This is a genomic window from Saccharopolyspora phatthalungensis (assembly GCF_014203395.1).
Taxonomy (GTDB): domain Bacteria; phylum Actinomycetota; class Actinomycetes; order Mycobacteriales; family Pseudonocardiaceae; genus Saccharopolyspora; species Saccharopolyspora phatthalungensis.
This window is the reverse complement of sequence record NZ_JACHIW010000001.1, coordinates 3,059,705-3,084,653: the sequence shown is the minus strand read 5'-3', so window position 1 is coordinate 3,084,653 and position 24,949 is coordinate 3,059,705. Positions and strand designations below refer to the sequence as shown.

The 24,949-nt window shown below is 68.8% G+C and carries 25 protein-coding genes and 1 pseudogene; 12 read left to right on the top strand and 14 right to left on the bottom strand.

Features of this window, described 5'->3' with window-relative positions; all coding sequences use genetic code 11:
- Positions 1 to 648 precede the first annotated feature (648 nt).
- The 8 genes from BJ970_RS14250 to BJ970_RS14215 all read left to right on the top strand — a co-directional run bounded on the left by BJ970_RS14250 (position 649) and on the right by BJ970_RS14215 (position 7,932).
- Complete coding sequence (locus tag BJ970_RS14250) at positions 649 to 1,605, top strand: LacI family DNA-binding transcriptional regulator (RefSeq protein ID WP_184726709.1); 957 nt, start codon at positions 649 to 651, stop codon at positions 1,603 to 1,605.
- A 14-nt stretch (positions 1,606 to 1,619) separates the two neighbouring features.
- Positions 1,620 to 2,669, top strand: a complete 1,050-nt coding sequence (locus BJ970_RS14245; protein ID WP_184726708.1) for a class I mannose-6-phosphate isomerase — start codon at positions 1,620 to 1,622, stop codon at positions 2,667 to 2,669.
- Positions 2,666 to 3,430 carry an ATP-binding cassette domain-containing protein gene (locus BJ970_RS14240; RefSeq protein ID WP_184726707.1) on the top strand — a complete coding sequence of 255 codons (765 nt, stop codon included), beginning with the start codon at positions 2,666 to 2,668 and terminating at the stop codon, positions 3,428 to 3,430. Before BJ970_RS14245 ends, BJ970_RS14240 begins: the two co-directional genes overlap by 4 nt.
- The gene (locus BJ970_RS14235; RefSeq protein WP_184726706.1) at positions 3,430 to 4,479 is read left to right on the top strand and encodes an ABC transporter permease; all 1,050 of its coding nucleotides are present in this window, start codon (positions 3,430 to 3,432) and stop codon (positions 4,477 to 4,479) included. Before BJ970_RS14240 ends, BJ970_RS14235 begins: the two co-directional genes overlap by 1 nt.
- 42 nt (positions 4,480 to 4,521) lie before the next feature.
- Positions 4,522 to 5,499, top strand: a complete 978-nt coding sequence (locus tag BJ970_RS14230) for an ABC transporter substrate-binding protein (RefSeq protein ID WP_376775036.1) — start codon at positions 4,522 to 4,524, stop codon at positions 5,497 to 5,499.
- 190 nt (positions 5,500 to 5,689) lie between these two features.
- Positions 5,690 to 5,875 (top strand): hypothetical protein, encoded by a 186-nt coding sequence (locus BJ970_RS14225; RefSeq protein ID WP_184726705.1) that lies wholly within the window; start codon positions 5,690 to 5,692, stop codon positions 5,873 to 5,875.
- A 183-nt stretch (positions 5,876 to 6,058) separates the two neighbouring features.
- Positions 6,059 to 6,457 (top strand): TipAS antibiotic-recognition domain-containing protein, encoded by a 399-nt coding sequence (locus BJ970_RS14220; RefSeq protein WP_184726704.1) that lies wholly within the window; start codon positions 6,059 to 6,061, stop codon positions 6,455 to 6,457.
- Between the two features lie 155 nt (positions 6,458 to 6,612).
- Positions 6,613 to 7,932 carry a DNA polymerase IV gene (locus BJ970_RS14215; protein ID WP_184726703.1) on the top strand — a complete coding sequence of 440 codons (1,320 nt, stop codon included), beginning with the start codon at positions 6,613 to 6,615 and terminating at the stop codon, positions 7,930 to 7,932.
- Between the two features lie 3 nt (positions 7,933 to 7,935).
- Here BJ970_RS14215 and BJ970_RS14210 read toward each other — a convergent pair whose 3' ends face one another.
- The 3 genes from BJ970_RS14210 to BJ970_RS14200 form a co-directional block, all read right to left on the bottom strand.
- A complete protein-coding gene (locus tag BJ970_RS14210; protein ID WP_184726702.1) occupies positions 7,936 to 8,685 on the bottom strand; it encodes a hypothetical protein in 750 nt (249 codons plus the stop codon).
- Between the two features lie 89 nt (positions 8,686 to 8,774).
- Positions 8,775 to 9,962: an acetyl-CoA C-acetyltransferase gene (locus BJ970_RS14205; RefSeq protein ID WP_184729093.1), complete on the bottom strand. Its 1,188-nt coding sequence runs from the start codon at positions 9,960 to 9,962 to the stop codon at positions 8,775 to 8,777.
- A gap of 241 nt (positions 9,963 to 10,203) precedes the next feature.
- On the bottom strand, positions 10,204 to 11,211 hold the full coding sequence (locus BJ970_RS14200; RefSeq protein ID WP_184726701.1) for a hypothetical protein: 1,008 nt from the start codon (positions 11,209 to 11,211) through the stop codon (positions 10,204 to 10,206).
- Positions 11,212 to 11,342: 131 nt separating this feature from the next.
- Here BJ970_RS14200 and mce point away from each other — a divergent pair, with 131 nt between their 5' ends.
- A complete protein-coding gene (mce, locus tag BJ970_RS14195; protein ID WP_184726700.1) occupies positions 11,343 to 11,789 on the top strand; it encodes a methylmalonyl-CoA epimerase in 447 nt (148 codons plus the stop codon).
- A 60-nt stretch (positions 11,790 to 11,849) separates the two neighbouring features.
- Here the strand turns inward: mce and BJ970_RS14190 are convergent, their stop codons facing one another.
- The 3 genes from BJ970_RS14190 to BJ970_RS14180 form a co-directional block, all read right to left on the bottom strand.
- Positions 11,850 to 14,237: a penicillin acylase family protein gene (locus tag BJ970_RS14190; RefSeq protein ID WP_312864246.1), complete on the bottom strand. Its 2,388-nt coding sequence runs from the start codon at positions 14,235 to 14,237 to the stop codon at positions 11,850 to 11,852.
- A gap of 70 nt (positions 14,238 to 14,307) precedes the next feature.
- On the bottom strand, positions 14,308 to 14,970 hold the full coding sequence (locus tag BJ970_RS14185; RefSeq protein ID WP_184726699.1) for a TetR/AcrR family transcriptional regulator: 663 nt from the start codon (positions 14,968 to 14,970) through the stop codon (positions 14,308 to 14,310).
- A gap of 148 nt (positions 14,971 to 15,118) precedes the next feature.
- Positions 15,119 to 15,517, bottom strand: a complete 399-nt coding sequence (locus BJ970_RS14180; RefSeq protein WP_184726698.1) for an SPW repeat protein — start codon at positions 15,515 to 15,517, stop codon at positions 15,119 to 15,121.
- Positions 15,518 to 15,778: 261 nt separating this feature from the next.
- On the opposite strand from BJ970_RS14180, the gene BJ970_RS39450 reads away from it, so the two are divergent.
- The 3 genes from BJ970_RS39450 to BJ970_RS14165 all read left to right on the top strand — a co-directional run bounded on the left by BJ970_RS39450 (position 15,779) and on the right by BJ970_RS14165 (position 18,869).
- A complete protein-coding gene (locus BJ970_RS39450) occupies positions 15,779 to 17,641 on the top strand; it encodes a M protein (protein ID WP_184726697.1) in 1,863 nt (620 codons plus the stop codon).
- A gap of 106 nt (positions 17,642 to 17,747) precedes the next feature.
- Positions 17,748 to 18,569 (top strand): MerR family transcriptional regulator, encoded by an 822-nt coding sequence (locus tag BJ970_RS14170; protein ID WP_184726696.1) that lies wholly within the window; start codon positions 17,748 to 17,750, stop codon positions 18,567 to 18,569.
- Positions 18,570 to 18,683: 114 nt separating this feature from the next.
- On the top strand, positions 18,684 to 18,869 hold the full coding sequence (locus tag BJ970_RS14165) for a hypothetical protein (protein WP_184726695.1): 186 nt from the start codon (positions 18,684 to 18,686) through the stop codon (positions 18,867 to 18,869).
- Between the two features lie 203 nt (positions 18,870 to 19,072).
- Here BJ970_RS14165 and BJ970_RS14160 read toward each other — a convergent pair whose 3' ends face one another.
- The 8 genes and pseudogenes from BJ970_RS14160 to dhaK form a co-directional block, all read right to left on the bottom strand.
- On the bottom strand, positions 19,073 to 19,888 hold the full coding sequence (locus tag BJ970_RS14160) for an alpha/beta fold hydrolase (protein WP_184726694.1): 816 nt from the start codon (positions 19,886 to 19,888) through the stop codon (positions 19,073 to 19,075).
- Positions 19,889 to 20,046: 158 nt separating this feature from the next.
- Positions 20,047 to 20,145 (bottom strand): annotated as a pseudogene (locus BJ970_RS37810) (3-hydroxybutyrate dehydrogenase); the annotation flags it as partial.
- Between the two features lie 204 nt (positions 20,146 to 20,349).
- Complete coding sequence (locus tag BJ970_RS14155; protein ID WP_184726693.1) at positions 20,350 to 21,099, bottom strand: alpha/beta hydrolase; 750 nt, start codon at positions 21,097 to 21,099, stop codon at positions 20,350 to 20,352.
- Between the two features lie 46 nt (positions 21,100 to 21,145).
- Entirely contained in the window at positions 21,146 to 21,460 is a 315-nt protein-coding gene (locus tag BJ970_RS14150; protein WP_376775035.1) for an Rv1322 family protein, read from the bottom strand.
- 22 nt (positions 21,461 to 21,482) lie between these two features.
- Positions 21,483 to 22,472, bottom strand: a complete 990-nt coding sequence (locus BJ970_RS14145; RefSeq protein ID WP_184726691.1) for a DUF3558 domain-containing protein — start codon at positions 22,470 to 22,472, stop codon at positions 21,483 to 21,485.
- A gap of 55 nt (positions 22,473 to 22,527) precedes the next feature.
- Positions 22,528 to 23,205 (bottom strand): dihydroxyacetone kinase phosphoryl donor subunit DhaM, encoded by a 678-nt coding sequence (gene dhaM / locus BJ970_RS14140; protein ID WP_184726690.1) that lies wholly within the window; start codon positions 23,203 to 23,205, stop codon positions 22,528 to 22,530.
- Positions 23,202 to 23,840: a dihydroxyacetone kinase subunit DhaL gene (dhaL, locus tag BJ970_RS14135; RefSeq protein WP_184726689.1), complete on the bottom strand. Its 639-nt coding sequence runs from the start codon at positions 23,838 to 23,840 to the stop codon at positions 23,202 to 23,204. Before dhaL ends, dhaM begins: the two co-directional genes overlap by 4 nt.
- Before the next feature lie 13 nt (positions 23,841 to 23,853).
- Positions 23,854 to 24,849 (bottom strand): dihydroxyacetone kinase subunit DhaK, encoded by a 996-nt coding sequence (gene dhaK, locus BJ970_RS14130; protein ID WP_184726688.1) that lies wholly within the window; start codon positions 24,847 to 24,849, stop codon positions 23,854 to 23,856.
- Between the last annotated feature and the right edge of the window lie 100 nt (positions 24,850 to 24,949).

The following is a 24,949-nucleotide window of genomic DNA, read 5'->3' as shown; positions in this document are numbered from 1 at the left end:
TGAGCGACGGACCGCCTCGGCGACGAGTTTCCGTTCCCGCCGATCCGATGCCACCGTCAACAGTCCACCCGCAACAATCGCGCTGCCCAACAAACGCGGCAGGGTCCTATTGGACAAGCATCGGGGCTTCGTCGGCTCCGCGTTACGGGACAACCTTGCCAAGCCACACCGGTTCACCGCCCTACCAGACGCCATTCAGGTCAATTCAAATTCTCCACCCATGTCTGATTGCGGCACCAAGACCCGCCATTCAGCTGTCTTTCATTCCAACGTTTGACGGCTTGACCGACCACCTAAATCGACAAGATCGCCGCCGAAACCCCGACGCCGACGCGAGCATGGGAACTTTCCTGTCACTCTGCCCCTGCAAAACCGCAGGATGGGAACCTTCCTGTCACCGATCGGGCAAGCGGTGTCGTGGCGCGGCGCGGAGGACCGGCTGCGGCGCGGTGCGAGGATGGGAACCTTTCTGTCACTCCCGCCAGGGTGCTGCGGTGGGATGCCAGGCGGCGTTGGCGATCAGCGGCCAGTGCGGATTTAGGTGCACGCACGAGATGGAGGTGCCATTGACAGGCACCGGCGCGCCGGGGTGCAATTCCGATTGCGATGACAACGTTGTCCGAATTTCGGAACGTACGTCGCGCCACGATGAACGACGTGGCGCGGCTCGCGGGTGTGAGCATCAAAACCGTTTCGCGGGTCGTCAACGGCGAGACCGGCGTGCACCCAGCAACCGCAGAGAGGGTGCTGACTGCCATCGACCAACTCGGTTTCCGCTGCAACCTCAGCGCCCGCAACCTTCGTCGAGGCACCGGCACCGGCACACTCGGCTTGGTCCTGGGCGATCTGGCGAACCCGTTCTATTCGGTGTTGACCCGCGCGGTCGAGGAAGTCGCGCGGGTGCAGGGGAAACACGTGCTGACTGGTTCGTCCGATGAGGACCCCGCACGGGAACGCGAGCTGGTCCTGGAGTTCTGCGCCCGGCGAGTCGATGGCCTGCTCGTCGTTCCCGCCGGTCACAGCCACGGTTACATCGCACACGAGATCAACTCCGGAACACCGGTGGTGTTCTTGGACCGGCCGCCGGGCAACCTCGACGCCGACACCGTGCTGATCGACAACGCCGGGGGCGCCGCGCTCGCTGCGCGCCACCTGGCCGAGCAAGGGCATCGGGAGATCGCGTTCCTGGGCGATGCTCCCGAAATCCACACCGCTGCCGAGCGACTGCTGGGTTTCCGCGAGGGTTGTGCGCAGGCCGGCGTGCCGTTCGTCCCCGACCTGGTCCTGATGGGCCCGCACACCGGCGAGTCGGTGGCGCACGCGTTGCGTTCCTCGCTGCACCGCGCGACCGCGCTGGTGACCGGCAACAACCAGATCACCATCCACGCCCTGCGTGCGCTGGCCGGTCGACCGCAGCGCCCGGCGCTCGTCGGCTTCGACGACTTCGAGCTCGCCGATCTCGTGGACCCGCCGGTCACCGTGGTCACTCACGACACTTGGGCGCTGGGACGGTCGGCGGCCGAGCTGCTGTTCGCGCGGCTTAATGGCGACCTCGCTCCGCCACGCCGCGTGGTCATTCCCACTCGGCTGCTCGCCAGAGGTTAAAGAGAGGTGACACGGTGAGTTCTGTCCACAGTGATCAGGTCAGCGCGGCATCCGCGATCGTCCTGCCGGCCAACCAACCCCGACAGTTCTACCGAGGCGGCGCATCGATCACCGCGTTGCGCGGGGGCGGTGAACACCCCGAGTTCGGCCCGGAGGACTGGGTCGCGTCCACCACGACGCGATTCGGCCAAGCCGAGTCGGGGCTGTCCCGGCTGCCGGACGGGCGGTGGCTGCGCGACGCGGTGACCGCCGAACCTGATTGGTGGCTGGGCGCCGAGCACGTTGCGGCTTTCGGCGACAGCACCGCGCTGCTGGTCAAGCTGTTGGAAGCGGAGCAACGGCTGCCGGTGCACTGCCACCCGTCGGACGTCTTCGCCCAGCAGCACCTGGGCTCCCGGTTCGGCAAGACCGAAGCATGGGTCGTGGTCGGCACTTCGGGCTCGAACCCGGTGGCGTACCTGGGTTTCCGCGATGATGTCGCGCCGGAGACCGTCGCCCACTGGGTGGCCACCCAGGACTCCTCGGCGATACTCGGCTCGCTTAACGAAATTCCGGTCCGGCCGGGCGACACCGTGCACGTGCCCGCAGGCACCCCGCACGCCATCGGACCGGGCGTGTTCATCATCGAGTTGCAGCAGCCGACGGACTTCTCGATCACGTTGGAATGGCAGGGCTTCCTGGCCGACGCCGAGAGCGCGTTCCTCGGCATGGACACAGGGACGGCACTGGAGACGGTCAACCGCTCCGGCATCGACGACGCGGTCTTGGCCTCGCTGATCAAGCACACCGCGGATCAGGCCGCGCCGCGCGTTCCGCTATTGGCCGACGACGCCGCGCCCTTCTTCCGCGCCGACCGGCTGCACGGTACCGTCGAACTCGAACCTTCCTTCGGTGTGGTCATCGTGCTAGATGGAAGCGGGAAGGTGCGCTCGCAAGGCGGTGCCGACCTCCCGCTGCACCGCGGCAGCACCGCCGTCATCCCGCATTCCGCCGGGGCCATGCAACTCGAAGGCGACCTCACGGTGGTGCATTGCCGCCCGCCGTCGGCTGGAAGCCCAAGATGACCGAAACGCTGCTGGAGGCGCGCGACCTGTTCAAGCGCTACGGGAGCGTGGAGGCACTGCGCGGCGCGTCGTTCACCGTGCACCCGGGCGAAGTCGTCGCGCTCGTCGGCGACAACGGCGCGGGCAAATCGACGCTGGTGAAATGCCTTTCGGGCGTCGAGCAGCCGGACTCGGGGCAGGTTCTGGTCTCCGGCAAGTCGGTGTCGCTCGACTCCCCCGCCGCGGCCCGAGCGCACGGCATCGAGACCGCCTACCAGGACCTTGCGGTGGCACCGGACCTCGACCCGGCCGCGAACCTGTTCCTGGGCCGGGAGATCCGGCGGCCCGGCATGCTCGGTCGGCTCGGCATGCTGGACAAGGCGAAAATGCGCGCGCAGGCGGCCGAGCAGTTCGCCAAGTTCGGGGTGTCGCTGCCGGATCTGTCGGTGCCGATCGGCTCGCTGTCCGGTGGGCAGCGGCAGAGCGTCGCGGTCGCGCGGTCGGTCGCGTGGGCCGACAAGCTCGTGTTCATGGATGAACCCACCGCAGCGCTGGGCGTCGTGCAGCGGGAACGCGTGCTGGAGGTGATCCGCCGGGTCCGCGACACCGGCATCTCGGTGGTGCTGATCAGCCACAACATGCCGGAGGTGCTATCGGTCGCGGATCGGGTCGAGGTGTTGCGCCTCGGTAGCCGGGTGGCGCGGTTCAGCGCCACCGGGGCGACCTTGGAAGACCTGGTCGGCGCCATGACCGGCGCACTGTCGCAGGAGGACGCGAGCTGATGCCGACCCAGCAGGAAACACCGGACTCCGCTGCGGCGGGCAAGGCCGCCCCACCAGCCAAAGGCCCCGGCGCGCGGCTGGCCGCTTCGAACACGCTGTGGACGGGCCTGGTGCTCATCGGGTTGTGCGCGCTTTTCAGCGTGCTCCGCCCGGATGCCTTCCCGACCGTGTTCAACGCCCAGAACCTGCTGGTGCAGGCAGCGCCGCTGCTGATGCTCGCCGTCGGCATGACCTTCGTGATCATCACCTCCGGCATCGACCTGTCAGTGGGCTCGGTGCTGGTGTTCGCCGGGGTTGTGTCCGCGATGACCATGGAATGGCTCAGCGGCGGCGACGCCAAGAACGCGGGGTGGGGGGTGATCTCGGTCGGCTTGCTGGTGGCGCTGGTCGGCGGGGCGCTGTGGGGCTTGCTCAACGGGTTGCTTGTGGCCGTCGCGCGAGTTCCCGCGCTGATCGTCACGCTCGGCTCGTTCGGTGCGGCACTCGGTGCCGCTCAGCTGCTGACCAATGGTGTCGACGTGCGCACGGTCCCCAGCGCACTGCGGAAGACCCTCGGTACCGGAACGTCTTTTCTCGTCGTGCCGAACCTGGCCATCCTCGCGGCGGTGATCACGCTATTCGCGCTCTGGCTGCTGCACACCACGGCCTTCGGCCGCTACACCTACGCGATCGGCTCGAATGCCGAGGCCGCCCGCCGCAGCGGCATCAAGGTCACCCGCCACCTGGTCGCCGTCTACACCCTGGCCGGCGTACTGGCCGGGCTCGCCGGGTTCATGTCGCTGGCCTACTTCGGCACCACCACGATCAGCGGGCACAGCAACGACAACCTGAACGCAATCGCGGCCGTCGTGCTCGGCGGGACCAGCCTGTTCGGCGGAATCGGCTCGGTTCTCGGCAGCGTCATCGGCGTTTTCATCCCGGCGGTGCTCGATGCCGGGTTCGTGATGGCCGGGGTGCGCCCCTTCTGGCAACCGATCGCGGTCGGCGCGGTCCTGGTCGTCGCGGTGTGGCTGGACCAGCGCCGTCGGCGGGCCCGCAACAACCGCTGACCTTTCGGCTTCGGCACATCGGCGTGTGGAGGTAAAACCCTGATGAGAATGCACAAGACCGTGCTGGCACTCGGCGCCGCGCTGCTGCTGACGGGCTGCGGATCTGGCCAGATCGGTGACACCGGAAGCGGCCAGACCGACCCCAACAACAAGAACCTCGCCCTGATCACCGGAATGCGCGGCGAGCCGTTCTACGTGTCCATCGAGTGCGCGGCACGGCAAGAAGCCTCCGCGCAGGGTTACCAGCTCAACGCGCAGGCCCCGGAGAAATTCGAGCAGGCGGAGCAGTCGCAGATCCTGGGCGGCATCGTCAGCACCAAGCCGGGCGCGGTGATCATCGCGCCCACCGATGACAAGGCGCTAGCCGCCCCGTTGCAGCAGGCCAAGAACAACGGCCTAAAGGTTGTCGAAGTCGACACCGCGCTGGAGGACCGTTCCGTCGCGGTCGCCTCGCTGTCCTCCGACAACTATGAGGGCGGCAAGCTCGCCGCGCAGACCCTGGCGCGGCTGGTCGGAGACAAGCCGGGATCGGTGCTCGCGCTGAACACGAAGGCGGGTACCTCCACCACCGACGAACGGGCCAAGGGTTTCGAGGAGGAAACGGCCAAGCACCCGAATCTGAAGCTGCTGCCCACCCAGTACACCGAGAACGAACCGGCCACCGCCGCGCAGATCGTGTCCTCGACGCTGGCCGCGAACCCCGATCTGGTCGGCGTGTTCGGCACCAACCTCAACACCGGCGAGGGTGCCGCGACCGCACTGTCCAACGCGGGCAAGTCCGGGCAGGTGCAGCTGGTCGGTTTCGACGCCAGCCCCAAGCAGGTGGACGACCTGCGCAACGGCCGGGTGCAGGCGCTGATCGCGCAGAATCCCGGCAAGATCGGGCAGGAGGGTGTCAAGCGCGCCATCGCGGCGATCAAGGGACAGCCCGTTGAACGGGAGACCAAGACCGAAATGCTGGCCATCACCCGCGACAACATGGACCAGCAGGCGCAGTACTTCTACAAGTCCCAGTGCTGATCCCCGACACCCGCCACGGAGACGGGGCTGTCAAGCCGCCGGAGCATGGGAACCTTCCTGTCACCTTCAGTCGCCTCAGGCGCGAGCAAGGGAACCTTCCTGTCACCTTCAGTCGCCTCAGGCGCGAGCAAGGGAACCTTCCTGTCACCAAGAACGGCTCGAGCGCGCTGGGCGCGGCTACTTTGGAGGCATGGCGAACTACGGCGAACTGCTCCCCGGCCGCAAGCTGAAGCACGAGGGTGATCAGGGCGGCGTCTCGCGCGAGCACGATCCAGGTGGGCCGCTGGACCTGGAGCGCGGTGTGGTGTTCCTCGCTCCGCCCGACCAGCCGGCAACCGACGACCGTGACGACTCCGCTGGTCCGGCCCAGGACTGACCCCCGACATACCGCATCGCGCGATGACGTGGTCATTACAGGGTGATAGCGGATCTCAACAATCACCCGCAGCGTCCCCCCGGCTCAATTAATGTGCCACGGGCAGATGAACACCTTGGCGAGATCGCGCGAGGGTGATCACTACGTGTGCTGCCCGCGCGCGTGAGTGGAAGAAGGGACGCCGTGCAGCCGGACAAGGTGCTTGGGAATTCCGCTTCTGACCAGACCGAAGCCATCGAGGACGCCACCGCGCTGATCGGCAACCTCACTCCGGTGGGAGTCCGCGGCCCCACGACACCCGACCAGCGGCAAGCGATCGCCCAGCGCCTCGGCCAGGACTGGAACCGGATCAGCTCCGCTATCGCGGAACTTTTCGCCACCGGTGTCCCCGGCAACGATCCCCGCACCCAGCAGGTGATCCACGAGCACTACCGCTGGATCTGCCACTTCTGGACCCCGGACCGGGCCTCCTACCTGCGGTTGGCGGAGATGTACGTGAACCAGCCGAAGTTTCGCAGGCGCATCGAACGCAAGAAGCCGAAGGGCATGGCCGCCTACCTGCGCGACGCGATGACCACCTAAGCCTGGGCAAAACTGCGCTGACCACCCGCTCCCGTTGGCCACCACGTGACAGAAAGGTTCCCATGCTCCGGCGTCGGTGACAGGAAGGTTCCCTTCCTCTCATTCCTCCGACGCCAGGACCGCGGATGTCAGAGGCGTCCCGTTGAATGGCGGGTATGCGGAGGTGGGTGCTGCACATGGACATGGATGCGTTCTTCGCATCCGTGGAGCAGCTGACCCGCCCCACCGTTCAAGGACGCCCGGTGCTCGTCGGCGGGCTCGGCCCACGCGGCACCGTCGCCGGTGCCAGCTACGAAGCACGGGAGTTCGGCGCGCGGTCGGCGATGCCAATGGCGGAGGCGCGTCGCCGCTGCCCGGTAGCTGTGGTGCTCCCGCCGCGATTCCGCGTCTACCAGGCCGTCAGCAAACGGGTGCTGGGCATTGTCCGAGAGGTTTCGGACGTCGTCGAGCAGGTTTCGGTCGACGAGGCCTTCCTGGAGCCCACCGAGCTCGCTGGCGCCACGACGGCCCAGGTGGAGAAATTCGCCACCCAGCTGCGCGCGCGGGTGCGCCGCGAGGTCGGTGTGACCGCGTCGATCGGCGCGGGCGCCGGCAAGCAGCTCGCGAAGATCGCGTCTGGCCTCGCCAAACCGGACGGCATGCTCGTAGTGCCGCCGGATCAGCAGCTCGAACTATTGTCGGGGCTACCGGTGCGCAAGATGTGGGGCGTGGGGCCGGTGACGGAGTCCAAACTGCACCGCATCGGCGTGCAAACGATCGGCGAACTCGCCGCCCTGCATCTCAACGACGTGACGTCGCTGCTGGGGCAGGCGCACGGAACCGAACTGCACCGCCTCGCCCACGGCATCGACGACCATCCGGTGGCCGAGCGTGCCGAGGCGAAGCAGGTCAGCGCCGAGACGACGTTCGACACCGACATCACCGACCAGGTAAAGCTGCTGTCCGAGGTGACCGGGATGGCCGAGTCCGGGCATCGCCGGCTGGTGTCGTCGGGGCGCGCGGCGCGCACCGTGACCATCAAGGTCCGGGACTCCGGCTTCACCACGATCAGCCGCGCGGAGACGTTCGCGTCGGCGACCAGCGATCTCGCGGCGCTCTCCGCCGCTGCGCGGCGGCTGCTGCCCATCGCCGTTCCGCCGGGGACCCCGGTTCGGTTGGTCGGCGTCTCCTACTCCGGGCTGGCGACCTCGGAACAGGAGCCGCTGTTCGACAACCCCGCGGACCAGCCAGAAGCCGCGGCCGCCACCGCCCAGTCGGCCGCCCAGCCCAGCCAGGAGCCACCGGCCAGGCACTGGCGTGCAGGCGACGACGTCCGGCATGCCGAGTTCGGTCACGGCTGGGTACAGGGCGCCGGGCATGGCCGGGTCACGGTCCGGTTCGAAACCGCGATCAGCGGGCGCGGGGTGGCCCGCACCTTCGCCTTGGAAGACCCGCTGCTGTCCTCGGCGGATCCGGTGGACAGCCTCGGCTGGTAGGCGCTAGGCCGGGGGTGGTGGGAGGTGCCGCTTGTAATGCCCGACCCACTTCTGCGGGGCGACGGTCTGCACCGCGCCTTCCAGCTCCTTCGGCAGTCGGCTGAACGGCGGCAGGTGAAACCGGTAGCGCTCGCCGGGCAGCCCCGGCATCGACGGCGACTCCTCGACCCGCCAGCGCTCGAGCTCCGGGTGCCGCGTCGGGAACCCCGGATCCGCCGGGTAAAGCTCCAGCGCTTGACGGCGCTCCGGGGCGACCGGGCGTCGGTGCTGGATCCACGGCAACGTGCCGATCCCGACTGCCTTGATCTCGTCCCACGAGACGCCGAACACCTCGCCGCGGGTGCGCGCGTAGAAGCCGCTGCGGTCGATCAGGAATCCGCGGCTGTTGAGCATGCCCCGGGACGCCGTGATGAACCACAGGAAGAGCACGCCGAAGACGAGCTGCCAGATCCACATGAAGACGCTGCTGCCGCTGTTGACCAGCGCCGCCGCGACCAGCACGGTGAGCAGACCGCTGACGCCTCCGCCGATGAGCAGCGCCTTGAAGCTGCTAGCGCTTACGTCCACGTCGTGCGCGTCGGCGCCCAGCAGCGTCGGGCGGTGCCCGCCACCGGGCTGCACCCGAGTGGCGGGGTCCGGCGACCCGGCCTGCCCCGAGGCGTAGCGGGCGGTGCCACGGGACCGTACCGGTTCGGTCGCCCGCTCGTGTTCGACCTGGTCAGCCCGTTGCCATCCCCCTGGAAGCCACTTCATGCCATCCAGGGTAGCCGCGCCGGGGGTAGTCGATCATCGACAGTGCGGGATCTCCGGGTCGATTTCAGGGTCTGCCGGGGGTCGGCTGGTCAGGCCTTCGGCACCCGCAGGATCAGGGCATCGCCCTGGCCACCACCGCCGCAGAGCGCCGCCGCACCGACACCGCCGCCGCGGCGCCGCAGCTCCAGCACCAGGTGCAGCGCCAGCCTGGCACCGGACATGCCGATGGGGTGGCCGAGCGCGATCGCGCCGCCGTTGACGTTGACCTTCTCCTCGTCGATGCCCAGCGCACGGGTGGACACGATGCCCACCGCGGCGAACGCCTCGTTGATCTCCACGAGATCGAGGTCGGCGGCGTCGATCTGTTCCTTGGCGCAGGCGGCCTTGATTGCGTTCGACGGCTGCTCGTGCAGGCTCGCGTCGGGGCCGGCGACGACGCCGTGCGCGCCGATCTCGGCCAGCCAGGTCAACCCCAACTCTTCGGCCTTGGCCTTGCTCATCACCACGACCGCGGCGGCGCCGTCGGAGATCTGTGATGCCGAACCCGCGGTGATGGTGCCGTCGGCGGCGAACGCCGGGCGGAGCTTGCCGAGCGTTTCCGTCGTGGTCTCGGCGCGAACGCCCTCGTCGGTGTCCACGAGCACCGGGTCGCCCTTACGCCGCAGCACCTCGACGGGGGCGATCTCTTCCGCGAAGATCCCGTTCTCCGCAGCCGCGGCGGCGCGCTGGTGCGAGCGCGCCGCGAAGGCGTCCTGCTCCTCGCGGGTCACGCCGTGCCGCGAGTTGTACTTCTCGGTGGACACGCCCATGGCGACATGGTCGAACGCGCAGAACAGGCCGTCGTGGGCCATGTGGTCGAGCATCTCGACATCGCCGTACTTGAAGCCTTCTCGCGAGCCGGTGAGCAGGTGTGGCGCCTGGGTCATCGACTCCTGGCCACCGGCTACCACGATCTCGAACTCGCCGGCGCGGATGAGCTGGTCGGCGAGGGCTACCGCGTCCAGGCCGGAAAGGCACACCTTGTTGATGGTCAGCGCGGGCACGTCCATCGGGATGCCGGCGGCGACGGCCGCCTGACGGACCGGGATCTGCCCGGCACCGGCGGTCAGCACCTGACCCATGATCGTGTACTGGACCTGGTCCGGACGCACCCCGGCGCGCTGCAATGCGGCCTTGATGGCGACCCCGCCGAGCTGTGCGCCGGAAAAGTCCTTGAGCGAGCCGAGCAGCCGCCCCATCGGAGTGCGTGCTCCCGCCACGATCACAGAGCTACCCACCACTGCCTCCCGGTGCATCTTCATCGACATGCCACACCATCGCTGCCTCGCAGCACCATCATGGCCTCGCGGGCACCCTCGGGACCATACCCGCGATGACACCCAGTGCCGCCTGTGACGACCGCCATAACCGACGCCCGGGAATGACAGAAAGGTTCCCTTGCTCTCAGCAGACGCCCATGCCGCCCCGCCACGACCGCAACAACCGACACCCGGGAATGACAGAAAGGTTCCCTTGCTCTCAGCAGTTGCCGGTGGCGGTGGTGGTGTCGCAGAGATCGGATTCCGCGGCCCAGAAGAGCTTGGTGCGGGCGTTGACACCGAGTTCCCTGGAAGCGGAGACATCGGTGTTCGCGCCGGAGTCGGTTTTCAGCCAGTACCGCACCTCGTACGTCTTGCCGCCTTCGGCGTAGGTGAAGACGTAGAAGGGCGACGGGACGGGCGCGGGGCCGAAGTCGGGCGCGGTCCAGGCGTCGTCGCCTTGCGCCGCGCTCGGGTCGACGTACAGGCAGTCGTATTTGGCACCCTCGTAGGTGCAACTGCGCGGCTGCGCACCGCCGTAACGTGTGACGTTGGAATCTTTGGTGACGCCGTCGTCTCCTAGCCGCTGGTAGATCGACTCACAAGCGCCTTGGTCGCAGGCGTGCCAGGCCGACCACGCGGCGGCGCGGGCCCGCGCGGCGGATGATCCGCGTTTCACCGCGTTGCAGTACTTGCCGACCATGTACGGCGCCACTTTCTTCGCCGCACCGGCCGAGTCGATGGCGGTACCGGCGGTCTCCCGGGCGCCGAGCCCGGCCGAGTCGAGCTGCCAGATGCCGACGCCCGGGTTGAAGAACAGGCCTCTGGCGCGTTGTTCGGGGTCGGCGAGGGCGGTTTTGTCGTCGTAGCGGGAAAGCGCCATCGGCGACGGCGCTTCGCCGGATCCGGCCACTTCGGGCCAGGTCGTGGACAGGGTCAGGCGGGTGGCGTCGGCCGCGCTGATCGTGCAGTCGGCCTGCCTTGCGGCCGCGGTGGCGGCCGAGCGCACCTCCTCGTACGCCTCAGCCCCGAACCGCAGCGGCCCGGGCCGCACCCAGGCCCGCTCTCGGCGCAGTTGGTCTGCCTTGGGATTGCCGCCGTCCCCGCCGCTGATCACACCGTCGCCGCCGGCGGCAAGCGCGGTGGGGATGCCCACTCCGATGGTGAATCCGAGCGACGCCGTCAGGACCACGAGCCTGTGAACCGGTCCACGTTGCTTCCTGGCCATCCTTGCCCCCCTCACGTGAATCAGCCACATGCCGATGCGTTGCAAGGTGACCTGACTCCGCTCGCCGGGGCAATTCGATCTTCGGTTTCGCCGGTATTTCGGGTAAACGGGCCGGGAGCTAGGCTGCGGCTATGCGAGCGGACTTGAAAGGCCTGGTCACGGCGGTGGACCACGTGGGCATCGCGGTAGCCGATCTGGACGCGGCCATCGCCTTCCAGCGGGACACCTTCGGCCTGGAGGTCACCCACTCAGAGGTCAACGAGGAGCAGGGCGTGCACGAGGCGATGCTGCGCGCGCCCGGCGACGCCACCGGGGCAACGCAACTTCAACTGCTCGCGCCGCTGCGTGCGGACTCGACTATCGCGAAGTTCCTGGACCGCAACGGCCCCGGGCTGCAACAACTAGCCTTTCGGGTGACCGACATCGAGGCGGCCATGGCGGTCATCCGAGCTAAGGGATTGCGGCTGATCTACGACGAACCGCGCCGCGGCACCGCCGGCAGCCGCGTCAACTTCGTGCATCCCAAGGACGCCGGTGGAGTGCTCGTCGAACTCGTCGAGCCCGCCGGGGTCCACTGAGGACGCCGAGGAGCCGTGAGTCGTTGTGCGGCCACCGCGACCAAGAGACTCACGGGTTCGTCAGCCCGGCAGCAGCAGCATTCGGCGTTCTGCGTATTTCTCAACCGCGGCCCGGCTGTAGGCAAGCGGGAAGTATTCCCCGGTGCGCCAGGATTCGGCCAGGTCGCGGTAGTGCGGGTCGTCCGGGTCGCCGGACTGCCCGGGGGTGTTGACCGCGATCGAGGAGTCCCAGTCGCCCACGTCGAGGATCATCCGGAACGACGGGCCATTGATCTGCCGGAAGTCCGTGGTCCGGTAGGACGATTGGTTCACGGTGTCCGGGGAGCCGCCGCGCGGGAGCGGGCCGACGTTGAAGCGGGCGCGGTCGATCTCGTTGAACGCCCCGGCCGCCGGATGCTGGAAGAAGCTGTGGTGCAGCCTGCCCCACTGCCAGTTCCCGTCGCCGGGCCCGAGTCGTTCCCGCACCTCGGCGTAGGCCGAACGCAATGTCTCCAGCAGCAAATGGTCGCGAGCGGCCTTGTCCGGCAACCACTTTCCGGGTTTTTCCAACTCCTCTAGCAGGACCAACGTGTCGGCGTCCTCGATCACCTCGGCCGCCTCCGGCACCACGGCGCGCACGAAACCGGGCCCGAGGTGCTTCGACAGCCACACCTCGAACAGCGCCGCGGCGTTCGAATCGGCCGCCTCCACCGCGTCCCACTTCCGCAGCAGGCTCAGCGCCCGACGGAGGCCGGACTCGCCGCCGTCCAGGTTGGACAGCAGGGCGACCAGCCGCCGGGCCGGGATCGACAGCTGGTCGTTCTGCAGCGCCACCGAGTCGGCCACGGTGTGTTTGCGCTGCTGCGACAGCACTTCGACGATCCGCTGGTGGCGGAACGGGTTGGTCCACTCGAACCCGAGCCCCTTGTCCTGGAACTCCGGGGGCAGGTTGAACTGGTTCGCGGTGGCGATGAACCCCGCCACCGGGTTAAGCCGTCGCGGCAGGTCGTCACCGGAGTAGAAGCCGTTCCACTCGTAGCGGCCATCGCCGGGCACCGGCAGCAGGCCGTCGTAGCCGACCCGCTTGGGCGCCAGGCCACCCGGCACCCAGCCGATGTTGCCGTCCACATCGGCATAGACCTGGTTTTCCGTCGGCGCGCCCCAGTCGCGCATCGACTGGGTGAACTCGGTGAAGTTGCGGGCCCGCAGGTAGGCCACGCTGCCGAAGTACGGCGACATGCCCGGTTCGAGCCACCCCGTCCGCACCGCGTACGCCAGGTTCCGCTGCTCGTCGACCCGGATCACCGGTCCGTGCCGGGTGAAAGTCAGCTCGATGGTGCGGTCGGCCGCGCCGAGCACGGCCACCTGCTCGCGCCGGACCGACATCGACTCCCACCCGCCTCGGTAGCGGTAGCGGGTGCGGTCGGCCGGGTCGAGCTCGTAGACGTACAGGTCTTCCTGGTCCATCGGGAAGATGGTGAGCCCGAAGGCGATGGTCCCGTTGTGCCCGATGGAGATCCCCGGCAGCGCGGGCTCACCGGCGCCGATGATGTCCAGACCCGGCGCCGACAGGTGCGCGATGTAGCGCAGGGACGGCGCCGAGTAGGCGCGGTGCGGGTCATTGGCCAGGATCGGCCGCCCGGTGGCGGTCCGCCGCCCGCTGACCACCCAGTTGTTGCTGCCCTCGGTGGCCGGGTCGCCAACCGCCTTGGCGCGGATCTTGCCGTCCTTGAACTCGACTTCCTGGGTGGCCAGGTCGAACACGTCGAGCACGTCCGCCGGCATCGCGCACGGGTCGAAGCCTTCGGGCACGGTCGTGTGCCGGTCCGGTTGCAGGCTCTGCCGGACCAGGTCGGCGTCCACACCGGCGACGCAGGCGACTTTGGCGCGCTTGACTTCGCTGGTCAGGTTGCGGGTCAGGCCGTGGCTGCGGATTCGCACCACGTCCGCCGGTTCCCACCTGGCGGGCCGGTAGCCGAGGATGCCGAACTCGGGCGGCAGTTGCACCGGGTGTTCTTCCAACCAGTCCAGGTAGGCATTGATCCCGGCGGTGAACTGCGTCGCGATCCGCTGCGCGTCCTTCGAGTAGCGCGCCCATTCCACGTCCATCTCGCCCCGGTAGAGAAACAACCGGGTGGCGCGGTCCTGTTCGACGTAGTCGGGGCCGAGCACCTCGGCGAGCCGCCCGAGGCCGCGCCGGCGCCACAGGTCGATCTGGAACAGTCGCTCCCGCGCGGCGTTGAAACCCTGGGCGAGGAAGACGTCGTCCTCGCTGCGCGCGTAGAGGTGCGGGACGCCGTATCGGTCCTCGATCAGCTCCACGGGAGCCCGCAGGCCCCGCACCCGGTAGTTCACGCTGTTCTCGGGAGTCGTTTTCGCCGCGGACACCATCACACTCGCTCCGGCGAAACCGGCCGCTGTCGCGGCGAACCCCCGTCGTCGGGAAAGCCGAACCCGCCCAAGACTCACCCCAACCTCCCGCCGATCACCTGCAGGAGTTTTAGCGCGGGTAGCGATCTTTCACAAACGTGAAAGCATTTCAGGCGGGCTTGATCTTCCTTGGCTTCCCGACCCCGAGTTCCAGCGCCTTGGCGATGAAGCTGATCTCGCGGTCCAGCTCGTCGTCGTGCGCGCCGTGCCGGGCCACCGAATGCCGGTGGTTGACAACCCGGGCCAGCAGCACGGCGGCGGTATCGACATCGGAGCTGATCGGCCCCGGGGGCGCCGCCAGCTCGATCACCCGGCGAATCTGCTCGGCCACCGCGCGGAAGCGCCGCTGCAGCGCCTGCCGCACCGCGACATGCGTATCCGCTTCCCGCCACAACAGGTGACTGAGCAGCAACGACGACTCCAGCCGCGCGTCAAGCTCGCCGACCAGTCGGCGAAGGCTGCCCGCGATGTCGCCCCGGACGGCGACCCGATCGGATTCCACCAGTTCCTCGGGCAGCTGCTCGACCAGCGCCGCCAGCAGGTCCTGCTTGCGCCGGAAATAGTAGTGAATAAGTCCTTTGGGGACTTCTGCCCGTTCGGCGATCCGGGAGGTGGGCGTGGCGTCGAAGCCGTGTTCGGCGAACAACTCGCCGGCCGCGGCCAAGATGCGCTCGCGCGCGGACGAGCCCTGATCCCCCGGCGCCGCCTCGACGACCAAGTCCGAAGTGGACGGCTGCTTGCCGGCGCCGCGCTCCCCAGGTGCCTGCGCCATGAACCCGACCTCCCACTTCCGGCCGGCATGCTCCACCGGGCGAGTTGACAAAAAGAAACGCGCGGCCCGGACGTTACCGCCGGACCGCGCTGTGTCGCACTCGTGAGTGGTTGTTGTCGCCCTAACGGCCGGTACCGCTCACGACCCTCTAATGCTGGCCGGCCACCCCGCGATGCGCGGCGTTGGCCTCGGGCAGTGCGGCGGCACCGGCGATCACGGCCAGCACGCCGACGATCCACGAAGTCCACGAGGCACCCATGAACTCGGTGTAGCCGAGGACCCACGGTGAGATGAAAAGCAGCACACCCAGCAGCATGTGGCTGTATTCGCTGGTCATCGAACCCGGCATGGCCAGCGACCACACGCTCGCGATCACCAGCAGCGCACCCAGCACGATCATCGCGGACATCGCTGAGCCATTCGTCAACGTCCACATCGTCGCGAGGATCAGGTAGGCACCCAGCACCACTGCAACCCAGTCCTGCCAGCGGATCCACGGTTTCACAATCGAACCGTTCGACCTATCGGCCACGTCGATCACCTCCACTGAGCCCGACGTACAACTCCATGTTCGCCCTTGATTGGCCAGCCGGTCAAGACATTGAATCCCGTACTTTCGACCCGTTCACCACTCGCTGCGGCCGGGTTCGCCCGCAGCGCCGAACCACACTCGCGGATGCCCGTCGACACGCCTAGGCGAAACCTCGGCCGGGGTGCTCGGCGGGGGCTTTGCCGCCGGCGAGGAAAATCCGGCAGATACGCGCCACACCTCCCACAACAACGTCGTCTTCCAGGTAACTTGGTTGCCATGGGCCTTGCCGACGACCGCGATTTGCTGCCACTGGGATCGGGATTCGACCTCGCTCGTAAGAACGGCTACGACCGCGCCCAGGTCGATGAGCACCTAGAGCGACTCGACGCCGACATCCGTATCCTCAGCGCGGATCGGGATGCGGCGGTCTCCCAGGCAGGTGACCTGTCCAAGCAGTTGGAGTCGGCCCGTTCCGAGATCGAGAGCCTGCGCGGTCAGGTCGAACGGCTCGCCAAGCCGCCGACCACGTTGGAAGGACTCAGCGAGCGCCTGCAGCGGATGCTGCGACTCGCCCAGGACGAGGCCAACGACATTCGGGGACGTGCCGAGAAAGACGCGGGCCAGATCCGCGCGCGCTCCGAAGCCGAGGCGACCAACCTGCGGACCCGCTACGAGCGGTTGATCTCCGAGGCCGACACCCGGCGCAGCGAGATGGAGACCGAACACCGCTCGCTGATGGACAAGGCCAGGGGCGAAGCCGAGCGGATCGGCCGCGAGGCAGAGGCGAACCGCAGGCGCGCCGACCAGGAGTCCGAGGCCCGCCGGGCCCAGGTGGAAGAGGACTTCGAGATCGCGATGGCCGCGCGCCGCAGCGAAGCCATGCGCACCCTCGCCGAGCAGGAGGCGACCAGCAAGGCCGAGGCCGAGCGTCGGGTCCGGGAGGCGACCGAAGAGGCCAACCGGCGGCTGCGGGAAGGCACCAACGAGGCGCACCGCCGCGTCCGCGAAGCCACCGACCAGGCGAACCGGCTGGTCAACGACGCGACCGCGAAAGCCGAGCAGCTCACCCGGGAATCCACTGAAGCCGCCGACAAGCGGGAACGGGAAAGCATCGCGGCAGCGCAAAAGCGCGAGCGGGAAAGCACCGAGGCCGCCGACAATCGGGAGCGGGAAAGCATCGCAGCAGCGCAGAAGCGCGAGCGCGAGAGCACCGAGGCCGCGGAACTGCGGATCCGGGAAAGCAAGGCGGAAGCCGAGCGGCTCGTCCGCGAAGCGACCCAGAAATCCGAGCAAATGGTCCGCGAAGCGACCGAAAAATCCGAGCGGCTGGTCCACGAAGCGACCGAGAAGTCCGAGCGGATGGTCCGCGAAGCGGCGGAGAAGTCCGAGCGGATGGTCCGCGAGTGCACCGAAGAGGCCACCCGCCTCATCGACGACGCCACCCGCGAGAGCAAGCGCCTGGTCGCGACGGCCCGCGAGGACGCCCAGCGCCGCCTCAGCACGACCACCGAGGAGGTGCAGCGCCGCCTCGCCAAGGCCGACGAGCACGTCCACTCGCTGACCGAACTACGCGACTCGGTGGCCAAGAAGCTCCGCGACGCCGCCGAGATGCTCGGCCAGACCACGCCCCTTCTGGAACGCCTCGACCAGGAAGACACCGAAGAGGAGAAACTTCGCGAGGCGGCGGCGGAAGCCCGCGAGCAAGTACGCAAGGACACTCAAGCCGCGCTCGCCCGGGACGGCCGAGAGGACGAGCGGGCTCCGGCGAAGCCGACGAAGTCCGCTCAGCAAGCAAAACCAGCCGCCGAGGCACCGAAGTCGGCGCAGGCCGGAGCCGCGAAGCCCGAAGCTGTGGCGAAGCCGGGCGGAGCGAGACCTGTGCAGCAGACCACGCGGGAGGCCGCGAAGGCGGAGGGCCCGAAGACCGAGCCAGCGAAGCCGAACGGGAGAAGCGGCAAGCCGTCGGGCGGCGGCGGAGAAGCCGACGACGGGCCGACGGAGCAGATCCACCGGGAAACGGTCCGCGGGCACGACGAGCCAACCCGCCGTATCCAGCTACCGGTCCCGGACAACAGCAGTGGCCAGCAGCGCTCCTACAGCGCCACCCGGATCGACGCCGCCAACAAACAGCGGCGCTGACCTGCTCTCCCGCACCGGACTTCGGTCGTCCTCCCCAACGCCGATTCGCTCTAGCCCTCCTGCAACTTGCATCTGACACGGTGTCAGGTCGTAGACCGGGAGTGTCATGTTCAGCATCGGAGACTTCGCCAGGCACGGGCGGGTGTCGGTCCGGATGTTGCGTCATTACGACGCGATCGGACTGCTCCGGCCCGCCCACGTCAACCCGTCGACCGGCCATCGGACCTATGCCGCAGCCCAGTTGGCGCGGCTCAACCGGGTCGTCGCGTTGAAGGAACTGGGCTTCAGCCTGCAGCAGGTGCAGCAGATCCTCGACGAGGAGTTCACCGCTGAACAACTGCGCGGCATGCTGCGGCTGCGGCAGGCCGAGCTCGAAACCCAGATCTCGGCCGACACGGCTCGATTGGCGCACGTCCAGGCGCGGCTCCGAATGATCGAAACCGAGGGAATCATGTCCAGCGACGAAGTGACGATCAAGTCGATCCCGGCGCTGCGGGTGGCCGAGTTGTCCGGCACCGCCAAGACGATGGATCCGCAGTCGATCGGCCCGGTGATCCGCGGTCTCTACGACCAGCTCTGCGCCGCGTTGGAGCACGCCGGGGTGACGCCGGTCGGCCCGGCCACCGCGTACTACGAGGACGGTGGCGACGGCGAAAGCGTGATCGTGCACGCCGGGTTGCCGGTCAACGTCAAGCCGAACGCCTCCCTCGACTTCGCGGTGGTGGACCTGCCCGCGGTCGAGAAGGCGGCCACGATCGTGCATCGGGGATCGATGGACGATTGCGTGCCCGCCTACCAGGCGCTGGCACGCTGGATCGAGGCCAGCGGGTATCACACGCTGGGGACCAACCGGGAGGTGACCCTCGCCTGTCCGGAAGATCCGGCCGGTATGGTCACCGAGATCCAGGAGCCGATAGCCACGGGCTGACGTTGAGCCTGGTCAGTTCGGGTGAGCGTCATAGTGGAGGACTTTCCGTGTCCCTGGGGGCGCGGAGGGTGGTAGGCATTTCCCGCCTGCACCAACGGAAAGGACCAGGTCAAAATGGCGGACCAGGAGTTCCCGAGCGGTGATGACGACAGGGCGCACGGCAAGCGCAGGACGGGCAGCTACTTCATGTTGCCCAGCGAACAGGCCGAGCAGTTCAAGCGGACCGAAGCGGAGCTGAAGAAGTCGCCGGACCGAGCCATCGACCGGGACGCGCGCCGAACCAACGGGAACAAGGACTGACCCGGCTGCCGCCGGACGGGCTCGCCTGTGCGCGCGGCCGGGCCCGTCCGGCGGAACCGAAGTTCTCCCGCTGAATTCGGTGAAATCGCGCTGGTCGTGTGCGATCGGCTGGTACTCGGCCACAACCCGAGCCGGGGCATGCCGATGGGACCGGGTCGTTTCCTCTGTGCGCACGGATTTCGACGACGGCGGTCACGCGTCGTTCAGCTGATTCGGGAAAGCCACGGGCGCACGGCTTCGACGAACATGTCCGGGTCCTCGATCGACGGCAAATGCCCGACGCCAGCCAAGGTCACGAGCTCGCCCTCGGGCAGCGCCGCTGCGAGCTCGCGCGCGTTCTCCGGCGGCGTGATGGTGTCCTCCTCACCGACGACCACGAGCGCCGGTCCGAGGTAGGACAGCAGGGTCTCGGTGCTGTCGGGGCGTCCCGCCATTGCCCGCTGCGCCCATGCGACACCAACCGCCGGCTGCGCGTCGATCAGCTCGCGGACACCGGCAACCACCTCGGGGCGTTGTTCGTGCGATGTGCGGCCGAGCAGATTCGGCAGCATGTTCTCGGCCAGCCAGTCGTTCGTGCCTTCGCGTTCTGCTCGATCAGCGACGTTGAGGCGATTGGTGCGCTGCTCGTCGTTGTCCCCGGCGGCCTTGGTGTCGACGAGCAGCAGACCCGCCACCCGCTCCGGCGCCGCGCGCAACACGGCCATCGCGACATAGCCACCCATCGAGCAGCCGCCCAGCACGACCTGCGGCAATTCCAGCTGGTCTAGCAGGTCGAGGATGTCGGCGGCCGCGAGGTCGATGCTCGGTCGTTCGGTCACCGACCGATCTCCGCTCGGCGCCCCGACGTTCCGCGCCGACAAGCCGTCCAGCGCGCTCTCGCCGAGTCCCCGCTGGTCCGGGGTGATCACCCGCAGCTGATCTTCCAGCCGGATCCGCAGCGGGTTCCACATGCGCGCGTCCACCGGGAACGCGTGCAGCAGCACCAGCGGTGTTCCGGCTCCCGATTCGATGTAGTGCACAGTCCCATCCTGCCGGAACGCCCCGTCGAACGCGCCCCAACAGGCCGGGGCGACCGGCCCCGCGGCACATCGCGCGGCGCGACACCGGCCTAGCCATGCAGGCGCAGTGCGAGCTGGATCTCCAACGTCGGGGGTCTGCCAGTTCGCGCCGAGCAATCGACATACCCGGGATTGACGCAGTTGCTCGTCACGCAGTGCTCGACACCCTCCGGGGAGACCACTTTGGACAGCCCTTCGAGCGCATGCTTCGCGGCCACACAGTGGTCTCGGCTCCGGCAGCGCCGCACCTTGCCCCGGGCAACGCGAGCATGGGAACCTTCCTGTCACCCACCCGCCGCCCGAGGTGAGCATGGGAACCTTCCTGTCACCCACCCGCCGCCCGAGGTGAGCATGGGAACCTTCCTTTCGCCCACCGCGCGTGTGGGCGGAAGGTTCGGCGGCGGCCGGCGAGGCGGGACCGATCAGGACTCGACGATGGTGACCGGTCGGTTCTCCGACGGGCCGTCCCAGGTGCGCGGCAGCGGCGTGGGCACGTCCGGCGCCACCACCCGCACGATCGCGTCCAACGCGGCCTCCGCCTTGCCGACCCAGAGGTGCTTGGTGTCCGCGAAGCCGGTCACCTCGGCCTGCGGGATCGCCGCGAACCGCCGACGCGCCTCGTCCGGGCGCAGGTAGTCGTCGAATTCCGGGATCAGCGCGTGCACCGGCTTGCCCGAATCGGCCCATGCCTTCAGGTGCTCCTCGGTGCTCCAGCGCAGCGGCGGGGAGATCAGCACCGCGCCCTCGACCAGCGGGTCCAGGCCGTGCACCAGCGTCAGATCGGTGCCGAACGACCAGCCGACCAGCCACACGTTCGGCAGGTCCTGAAACTCGGCGAATTCCAGCGCCGCGGCCACGTCGAACCGCTCGCTGCTGCCGCCGTCGAAGCTGCCCTCGCTGCGGCCCGCCTCGCTGACCGTGCCGCGCGTGTTGAACCGCAGCACCGCGATGTCGGCGAGCGCGGGCAGCCGGAACGCCGCCTTGCGGTAGATGTGCGAATCCATCATGCCGCCGTGGGTGGGCAGCGGGTGCAGGCAGATCAACGTCGCCCGCGGCGGCCGGGACTCCGGCAGCGCCAGCTCACCGATCAGTTTCAGCCCGTCGGCCGTGTGCAGGGTGATCGGCTCGCGGTGGGCCGGCAGCATGGTGTTGGCGCGGATCTCGGTGCTCATCACCTCAGATCCTGCCACGAACGAGTTGCCCGACAGGTGTGACGTGCTACGACCAGCGCCGCGTCGGCCCGCGCCGACCGCGCGCGTTCCAGCAGCCGGTGTGCCAGTGCCGACGGTCCGCGACGCCGCCGTGCTCCGCTTCCGGCCAGGCCACCACGTGCGCGATGCCCTGCCGGATCTCGTGATCGCAGCCCGGGCACCGGTAGACTTTCGTCGCCTGCGCCGCCGGAACGGTGCGCACTATCCAGTCGCCGTCTGCCCCATGCTCAACACGGGACATGCCAAAGGTCGTACCCATCGCGCGGTGGCTGATGTCCTGGGTCAGACGCTTTGGGCGTTGCGGTTGGTTACGTCGGGGCACGCCGCCAACGGTAACGGTCCGGCTACGGGCCGGACCCCGGCAGGTGCGGCCACGCCTGCCCGGCCAGGCCGCGGGCGAATTCGCACGCATCGGTTCCGGTCATGCCGGGGACCGCCACCACCAGCATCGCCACCTCGACCTGACCGGCGGCGGGATCACCGAACGGGATGTGCCCGGTTTCCGCGGAGCACAGCGGAACCCGCGGATCACCGCCGACGACGCTGAGGACGGTGCGCCGGCCGGCGATGGATTCCTCGACGGCTGCGCCGTGCAGCACCTTCGGCGGTTCGCCGGCGGTGTGCATGAACTGCACCCGCGGCGAGTCGGCCGACTGCGCACCCCACATGCACCGGTGCCCGGCTGGGTTCGACTGGGGTTTGGCCTCCTCCAGACCCGGAATCTGCCGTACCGCAGCCGAATCCAGCAGCGTGCACGGGTCCACCAGGGCAAGCGAGTTCGCCGGGTACCTCCGGTGACCGACTCGATGCTGTTCAAGCGCGCTGGCTGCCGCCTCGGCCCCGGCTTGGGCGATTGCGCACAGCCCGGCCGCCGGGTCGCCGACCAGCAGATCGGCGCTGACCTGCATCGCGACGTTGTCGGCGAACATGATCTGTCTGGTGCAGTGTCCTGGCAGCGGCGCGTTCTGCACGACCCGCAGCGGCCCACGTTGGGCGACCGGATCGCCCTGCTGGTCCGAATCGCCGGCGGCCAGTTCCCCGATCGCGAGCTGGACCAGCGAACCGTTGTTCTGCTTCACGTGCAGCAGGCAGTAATCCAGCGACACCGTGCCGGCGTTCTCGGTCGGGCCGAACCGTTGTAGCGCGGCCGGATCGGCCAACGTGCAGGGGTCCACTGTGCGCAGATCACCGAGCATCGACGGGGCCGTTCCCGCATCGCTCTGCCGCCCGCCGAGCTGGCCGGGCGGCGCGGCCCCAGGTGCGCACCCCGCCACCAACAACAGCACCCAAAGAATCAGCAGCGGCATGCCTCGGTGGCGGAGACGTGTCGACACCAACTCAGCCTAACCTCACCGACACCTCCGAGCGGCCAACGACACCGCCCGGGGATCATTCGTCGAAGTTGCGCTTGGCCAAGTCCAGGATGCGTTCGACCGCTTGGCGCGCGTCGGGCCCGTTGGCGTGCAGGACGATTCGGTCGCCTTTGCGCGCCCCCAAGCCCATGACACCGAGCACGCTGGCCGCGTCGGCTTCCTTGCCTCCCAACGAAATCGTGACATTGGCCTGCAATCCGGTCAGGCTGCGGGCCAGCAGCGCCGCCGGCCGGGCGTGCAGACCGACTTCGTTGGCCAGTTCCAACTCCTGGCTGACTTCGTCTTGCGGCTTCGGCCCGCCCGGCTCGACGAGTTCGCCGCCCTCCGCCGCGGACTCGGCGGCACGGGCGACTGCCCGCATGCCGTCGCCGCCCTGCGCCGCAACGGCCGCGGCGACCGCGCCCTCCACCAGCGGCGCATCGACGACGATCGCGGTGCTCGGATCACCGAGCGACTCCACGGCGAGTTCGGCGAGCATCTGCGCGCTGCCGAGGTCGTAGAGCACCACCGCACCGGCCCCGGTGTCGGCGTCCGACAAGGCGGCTGAGACCTTTTCGAAATCCGTGCCGATGTTGCCGTCCGGCAATCCCCCGGCGGCGACGACCCGCACTTCGGGGGCCATCTGCCGGGCGAGTTCGACGACTCCTTCGGCGAGCCGGGCGCTGTGCGAAACGATGACCAGTCCGACGTTCATGAGCGGGACCTCGCGGCTTCGGCGAATGCGGACAACAGCAGCGCGGTCGAACGAGCGCCCGGATCGATATGCCCGGCGCTGCGCTCACCGAGGTAGGAGGCGCGGCCCTTGCGGGCCACCAGCGGTTCGGTCGCCTGTACGCCCTGATGCGCGGCTTCGGCCGCGACGGCCAGCACTTTTGCCCCGCCTTCACCGGAATCCGCAGCGCTCTTGGCGGCTTCTACCGCCGGCGACAGCGCGTCGACCATCGTCTTGTCGCCGACGGCGGCGCGGCCCCGGGCGACAACGCCTTCCATCCCGGCCCGCAGCGCCTTGGCGACCACCGGGCCGTCGAGTTCGTCGGCGTCGCCGACGGCGGCCGCCGCGCGCAGGAACGCGGTACCGTACAGCGGTCCGGACGCGCCGCCGACAGTGGAGATCAGGACTGTGGCGGCCAGCTTCAAAGCCGCGCCCGGCGTCTCCGGCGCTGCGATGTCCACTTTGGATACCACGGCGCGGAAGCCGCGATCCATGTTCTCTCCGTGGTCGGCATCGCCGATCGCCCGGTCCAGCTGGATCAGCTCGTCGCGGTGCTCGGCGACGGTGGCCGCGCCCGCCCGCAGCGCGGCGATCACATCTTGTGCAGTGCAACCCATCTGGGGCTCTCCCTCACCAGTTCAGCGCCGCGGTCTGCACCGGCGCGTCCCAGAGCTCGGTGAGCTCGTCGTCCAGCTTCAACAGCGTCAGGCTCATGCCCTGCATCTCCAGGCTCGTGACGTACGGGCCGACCAGCCGGCGCTGGACGCGGATACCGCGCTCGGCGAGCAGCCGCTCGGCGATGCCGTGCGCCAGGTACAGCTCCAGCAGCGGAGTGCCGCCCATCGAGTTGGTGAACAGCAGGACGTCGTCGCCGGCCGCGAACGGCAGGTCCTCGACGATCGGATCCAGCAGCCGCTGAACGATCTCGTCCGCCGAGGTCAGCGGCACCCGTGCCCGGCCGGGCTCGCCGTGGATGCCGATGCCGATCTCCATCTCGTCCCCGGCGAGGTCGAAGCTCGGCTGCCCGACGTGCGGCACGGTCGGCGCGGTCAGCGCCATGCCCATCGACCGGACCCGGGACACCACCCGCTTGGCCAGCTCTTCGCACCTGTCCAGGTCCGCACCGCGGTCGGCGGCCGCGCCGACGATCTTCTCCACCATGACCGTGCCGCCCACGCCGCGCCGACCCGCAGTGTGCGTGGAGTCCTTCACGGCCACGTCGTCGTCGACGATCACGGTGCGCACGTCGACGCCGTCCATCCCCGCCAGCTCCGCCGCGGTCTCGAAGTTGAGCACGTCGCCGGTGTAGTTCTTGACGACCAGCAGCACACCCGCGCCGCCGTTGGTTTCGTCGATCGCCGCCTGCACCGCGTCCGGGGTGGGCGAGGTGAACACCGCGCCGGGCACCGCCGCCGAAAGCATGCCGGCCCCGACGAACCCGCCGTGCAGCGGCTCGTGCCCGGAGCCGCCGCCGGAAACCACCGCTACCTTGCCGGACACGGGCGCGTCGGAACGCACGATCACCGCGGGGTCGGTGCGGACCCGAAGCAGCTCGGGATGCGCCGCGGCCATGCCCCGCAGCGACTCGGCGACCACGTCCGACGGATCGTTGATGATCTTCTTCACCCGCTGGCCTCCTTGTCTGCCGCGTCTGCCGCACAGACGTCCGGGCGTCGACCGATGGACGGCTCCGCGATCAAACGCGCCCGCGAAGCCCCCTGCTCGC

What these genes read in the sequence shown, in the direction of transcription:
- BJ970_RS14250 (WP_184726709.1), top strand. Translation starts at nt 649, where the DNA reads ATGAACGACGTGGCGCGGCTCGCGGGTGTGAGCATCAAAACCGTTTCG.
- BJ970_RS14240 (WP_184726707.1), top strand. Translation starts at nt 2,666, where the DNA reads ATGACCGAAACGCTGCTGGAGGCGCGCGACCTGTTCAAGCGCTACGGG.
- BJ970_RS14235 (WP_184726706.1), top strand. Translation starts at nt 3,430, where the DNA reads ATGCCGACCCAGCAGGAAACACCGGACTCCGCTGCGGCGGGCAAGGCC.
- BJ970_RS14230 (WP_376775036.1), top strand. Translation starts at nt 4,522, where the DNA reads ATGAGAATGCACAAGACCGTGCTGGCACTCGGCGCCGCGCTGCTGCTG.
- BJ970_RS14225 (WP_184726705.1), top strand. Translation starts at nt 5,690, where the DNA reads ATGGCGAACTACGGCGAACTGCTCCCCGGCCGCAAGCTGAAGCACGAG.
- BJ970_RS14215 (WP_184726703.1), top strand. Translation starts at nt 6,613, where the DNA reads ATGCGGAGGTGGGTGCTGCACATGGACATGGATGCGTTCTTCGCATCC.
- BJ970_RS14210 (WP_184726702.1), bottom strand. Translation starts at nt 8,685, where the DNA reads ATGAAGTGGCTTCCAGGGGGATGGCAACGGGCTGACCAGGTCGAACAC.
- BJ970_RS14200 (WP_184726701.1), bottom strand. Translation starts at nt 11,211, where the DNA reads ATGGCCAGGAAGCAACGTGGACCGGTTCACAGGCTCGTGGTCCTGACG.
- mce (WP_184726700.1), top strand. Translation starts at nt 11,343, where the DNA reads ATGCGAGCGGACTTGAAAGGCCTGGTCACGGCGGTGGACCACGTGGGC.
- BJ970_RS14185 (WP_184726699.1), bottom strand. Translation starts at nt 14,970, where the DNA reads ATGGCGCAGGCACCTGGGGAGCGCGGCGCCGGCAAGCAGCCGTCCACT.
- BJ970_RS39450 (WP_184726697.1), top strand. Translation starts at nt 15,779, where the DNA reads ATGGGCCTTGCCGACGACCGCGATTTGCTGCCACTGGGATCGGGATTC.
- BJ970_RS14170 (WP_184726696.1), top strand. Translation starts at nt 17,748, where the DNA reads ATGTTCAGCATCGGAGACTTCGCCAGGCACGGGCGGGTGTCGGTCCGG.
- BJ970_RS14165 (WP_184726695.1), top strand. Translation starts at nt 18,684, where the DNA reads ATGGCGGACCAGGAGTTCCCGAGCGGTGATGACGACAGGGCGCACGGC.
- BJ970_RS14155 (WP_184726693.1), bottom strand. Translation starts at nt 21,099, where the DNA reads ATGAGCACCGAGATCCGCGCCAACACCATGCTGCCGGCCCACCGCGAG.
- dhaM (WP_184726690.1), bottom strand. Translation starts at nt 23,205, where the DNA reads ATGAACGTCGGACTGGTCATCGTTTCGCACAGCGCCCGGCTCGCCGAA.
- dhaL (WP_184726689.1), bottom strand. Translation starts at nt 23,840, where the DNA reads ATGGGTTGCACTGCACAAGATGTGATCGCCGCGCTGCGGGCGGGCGCG.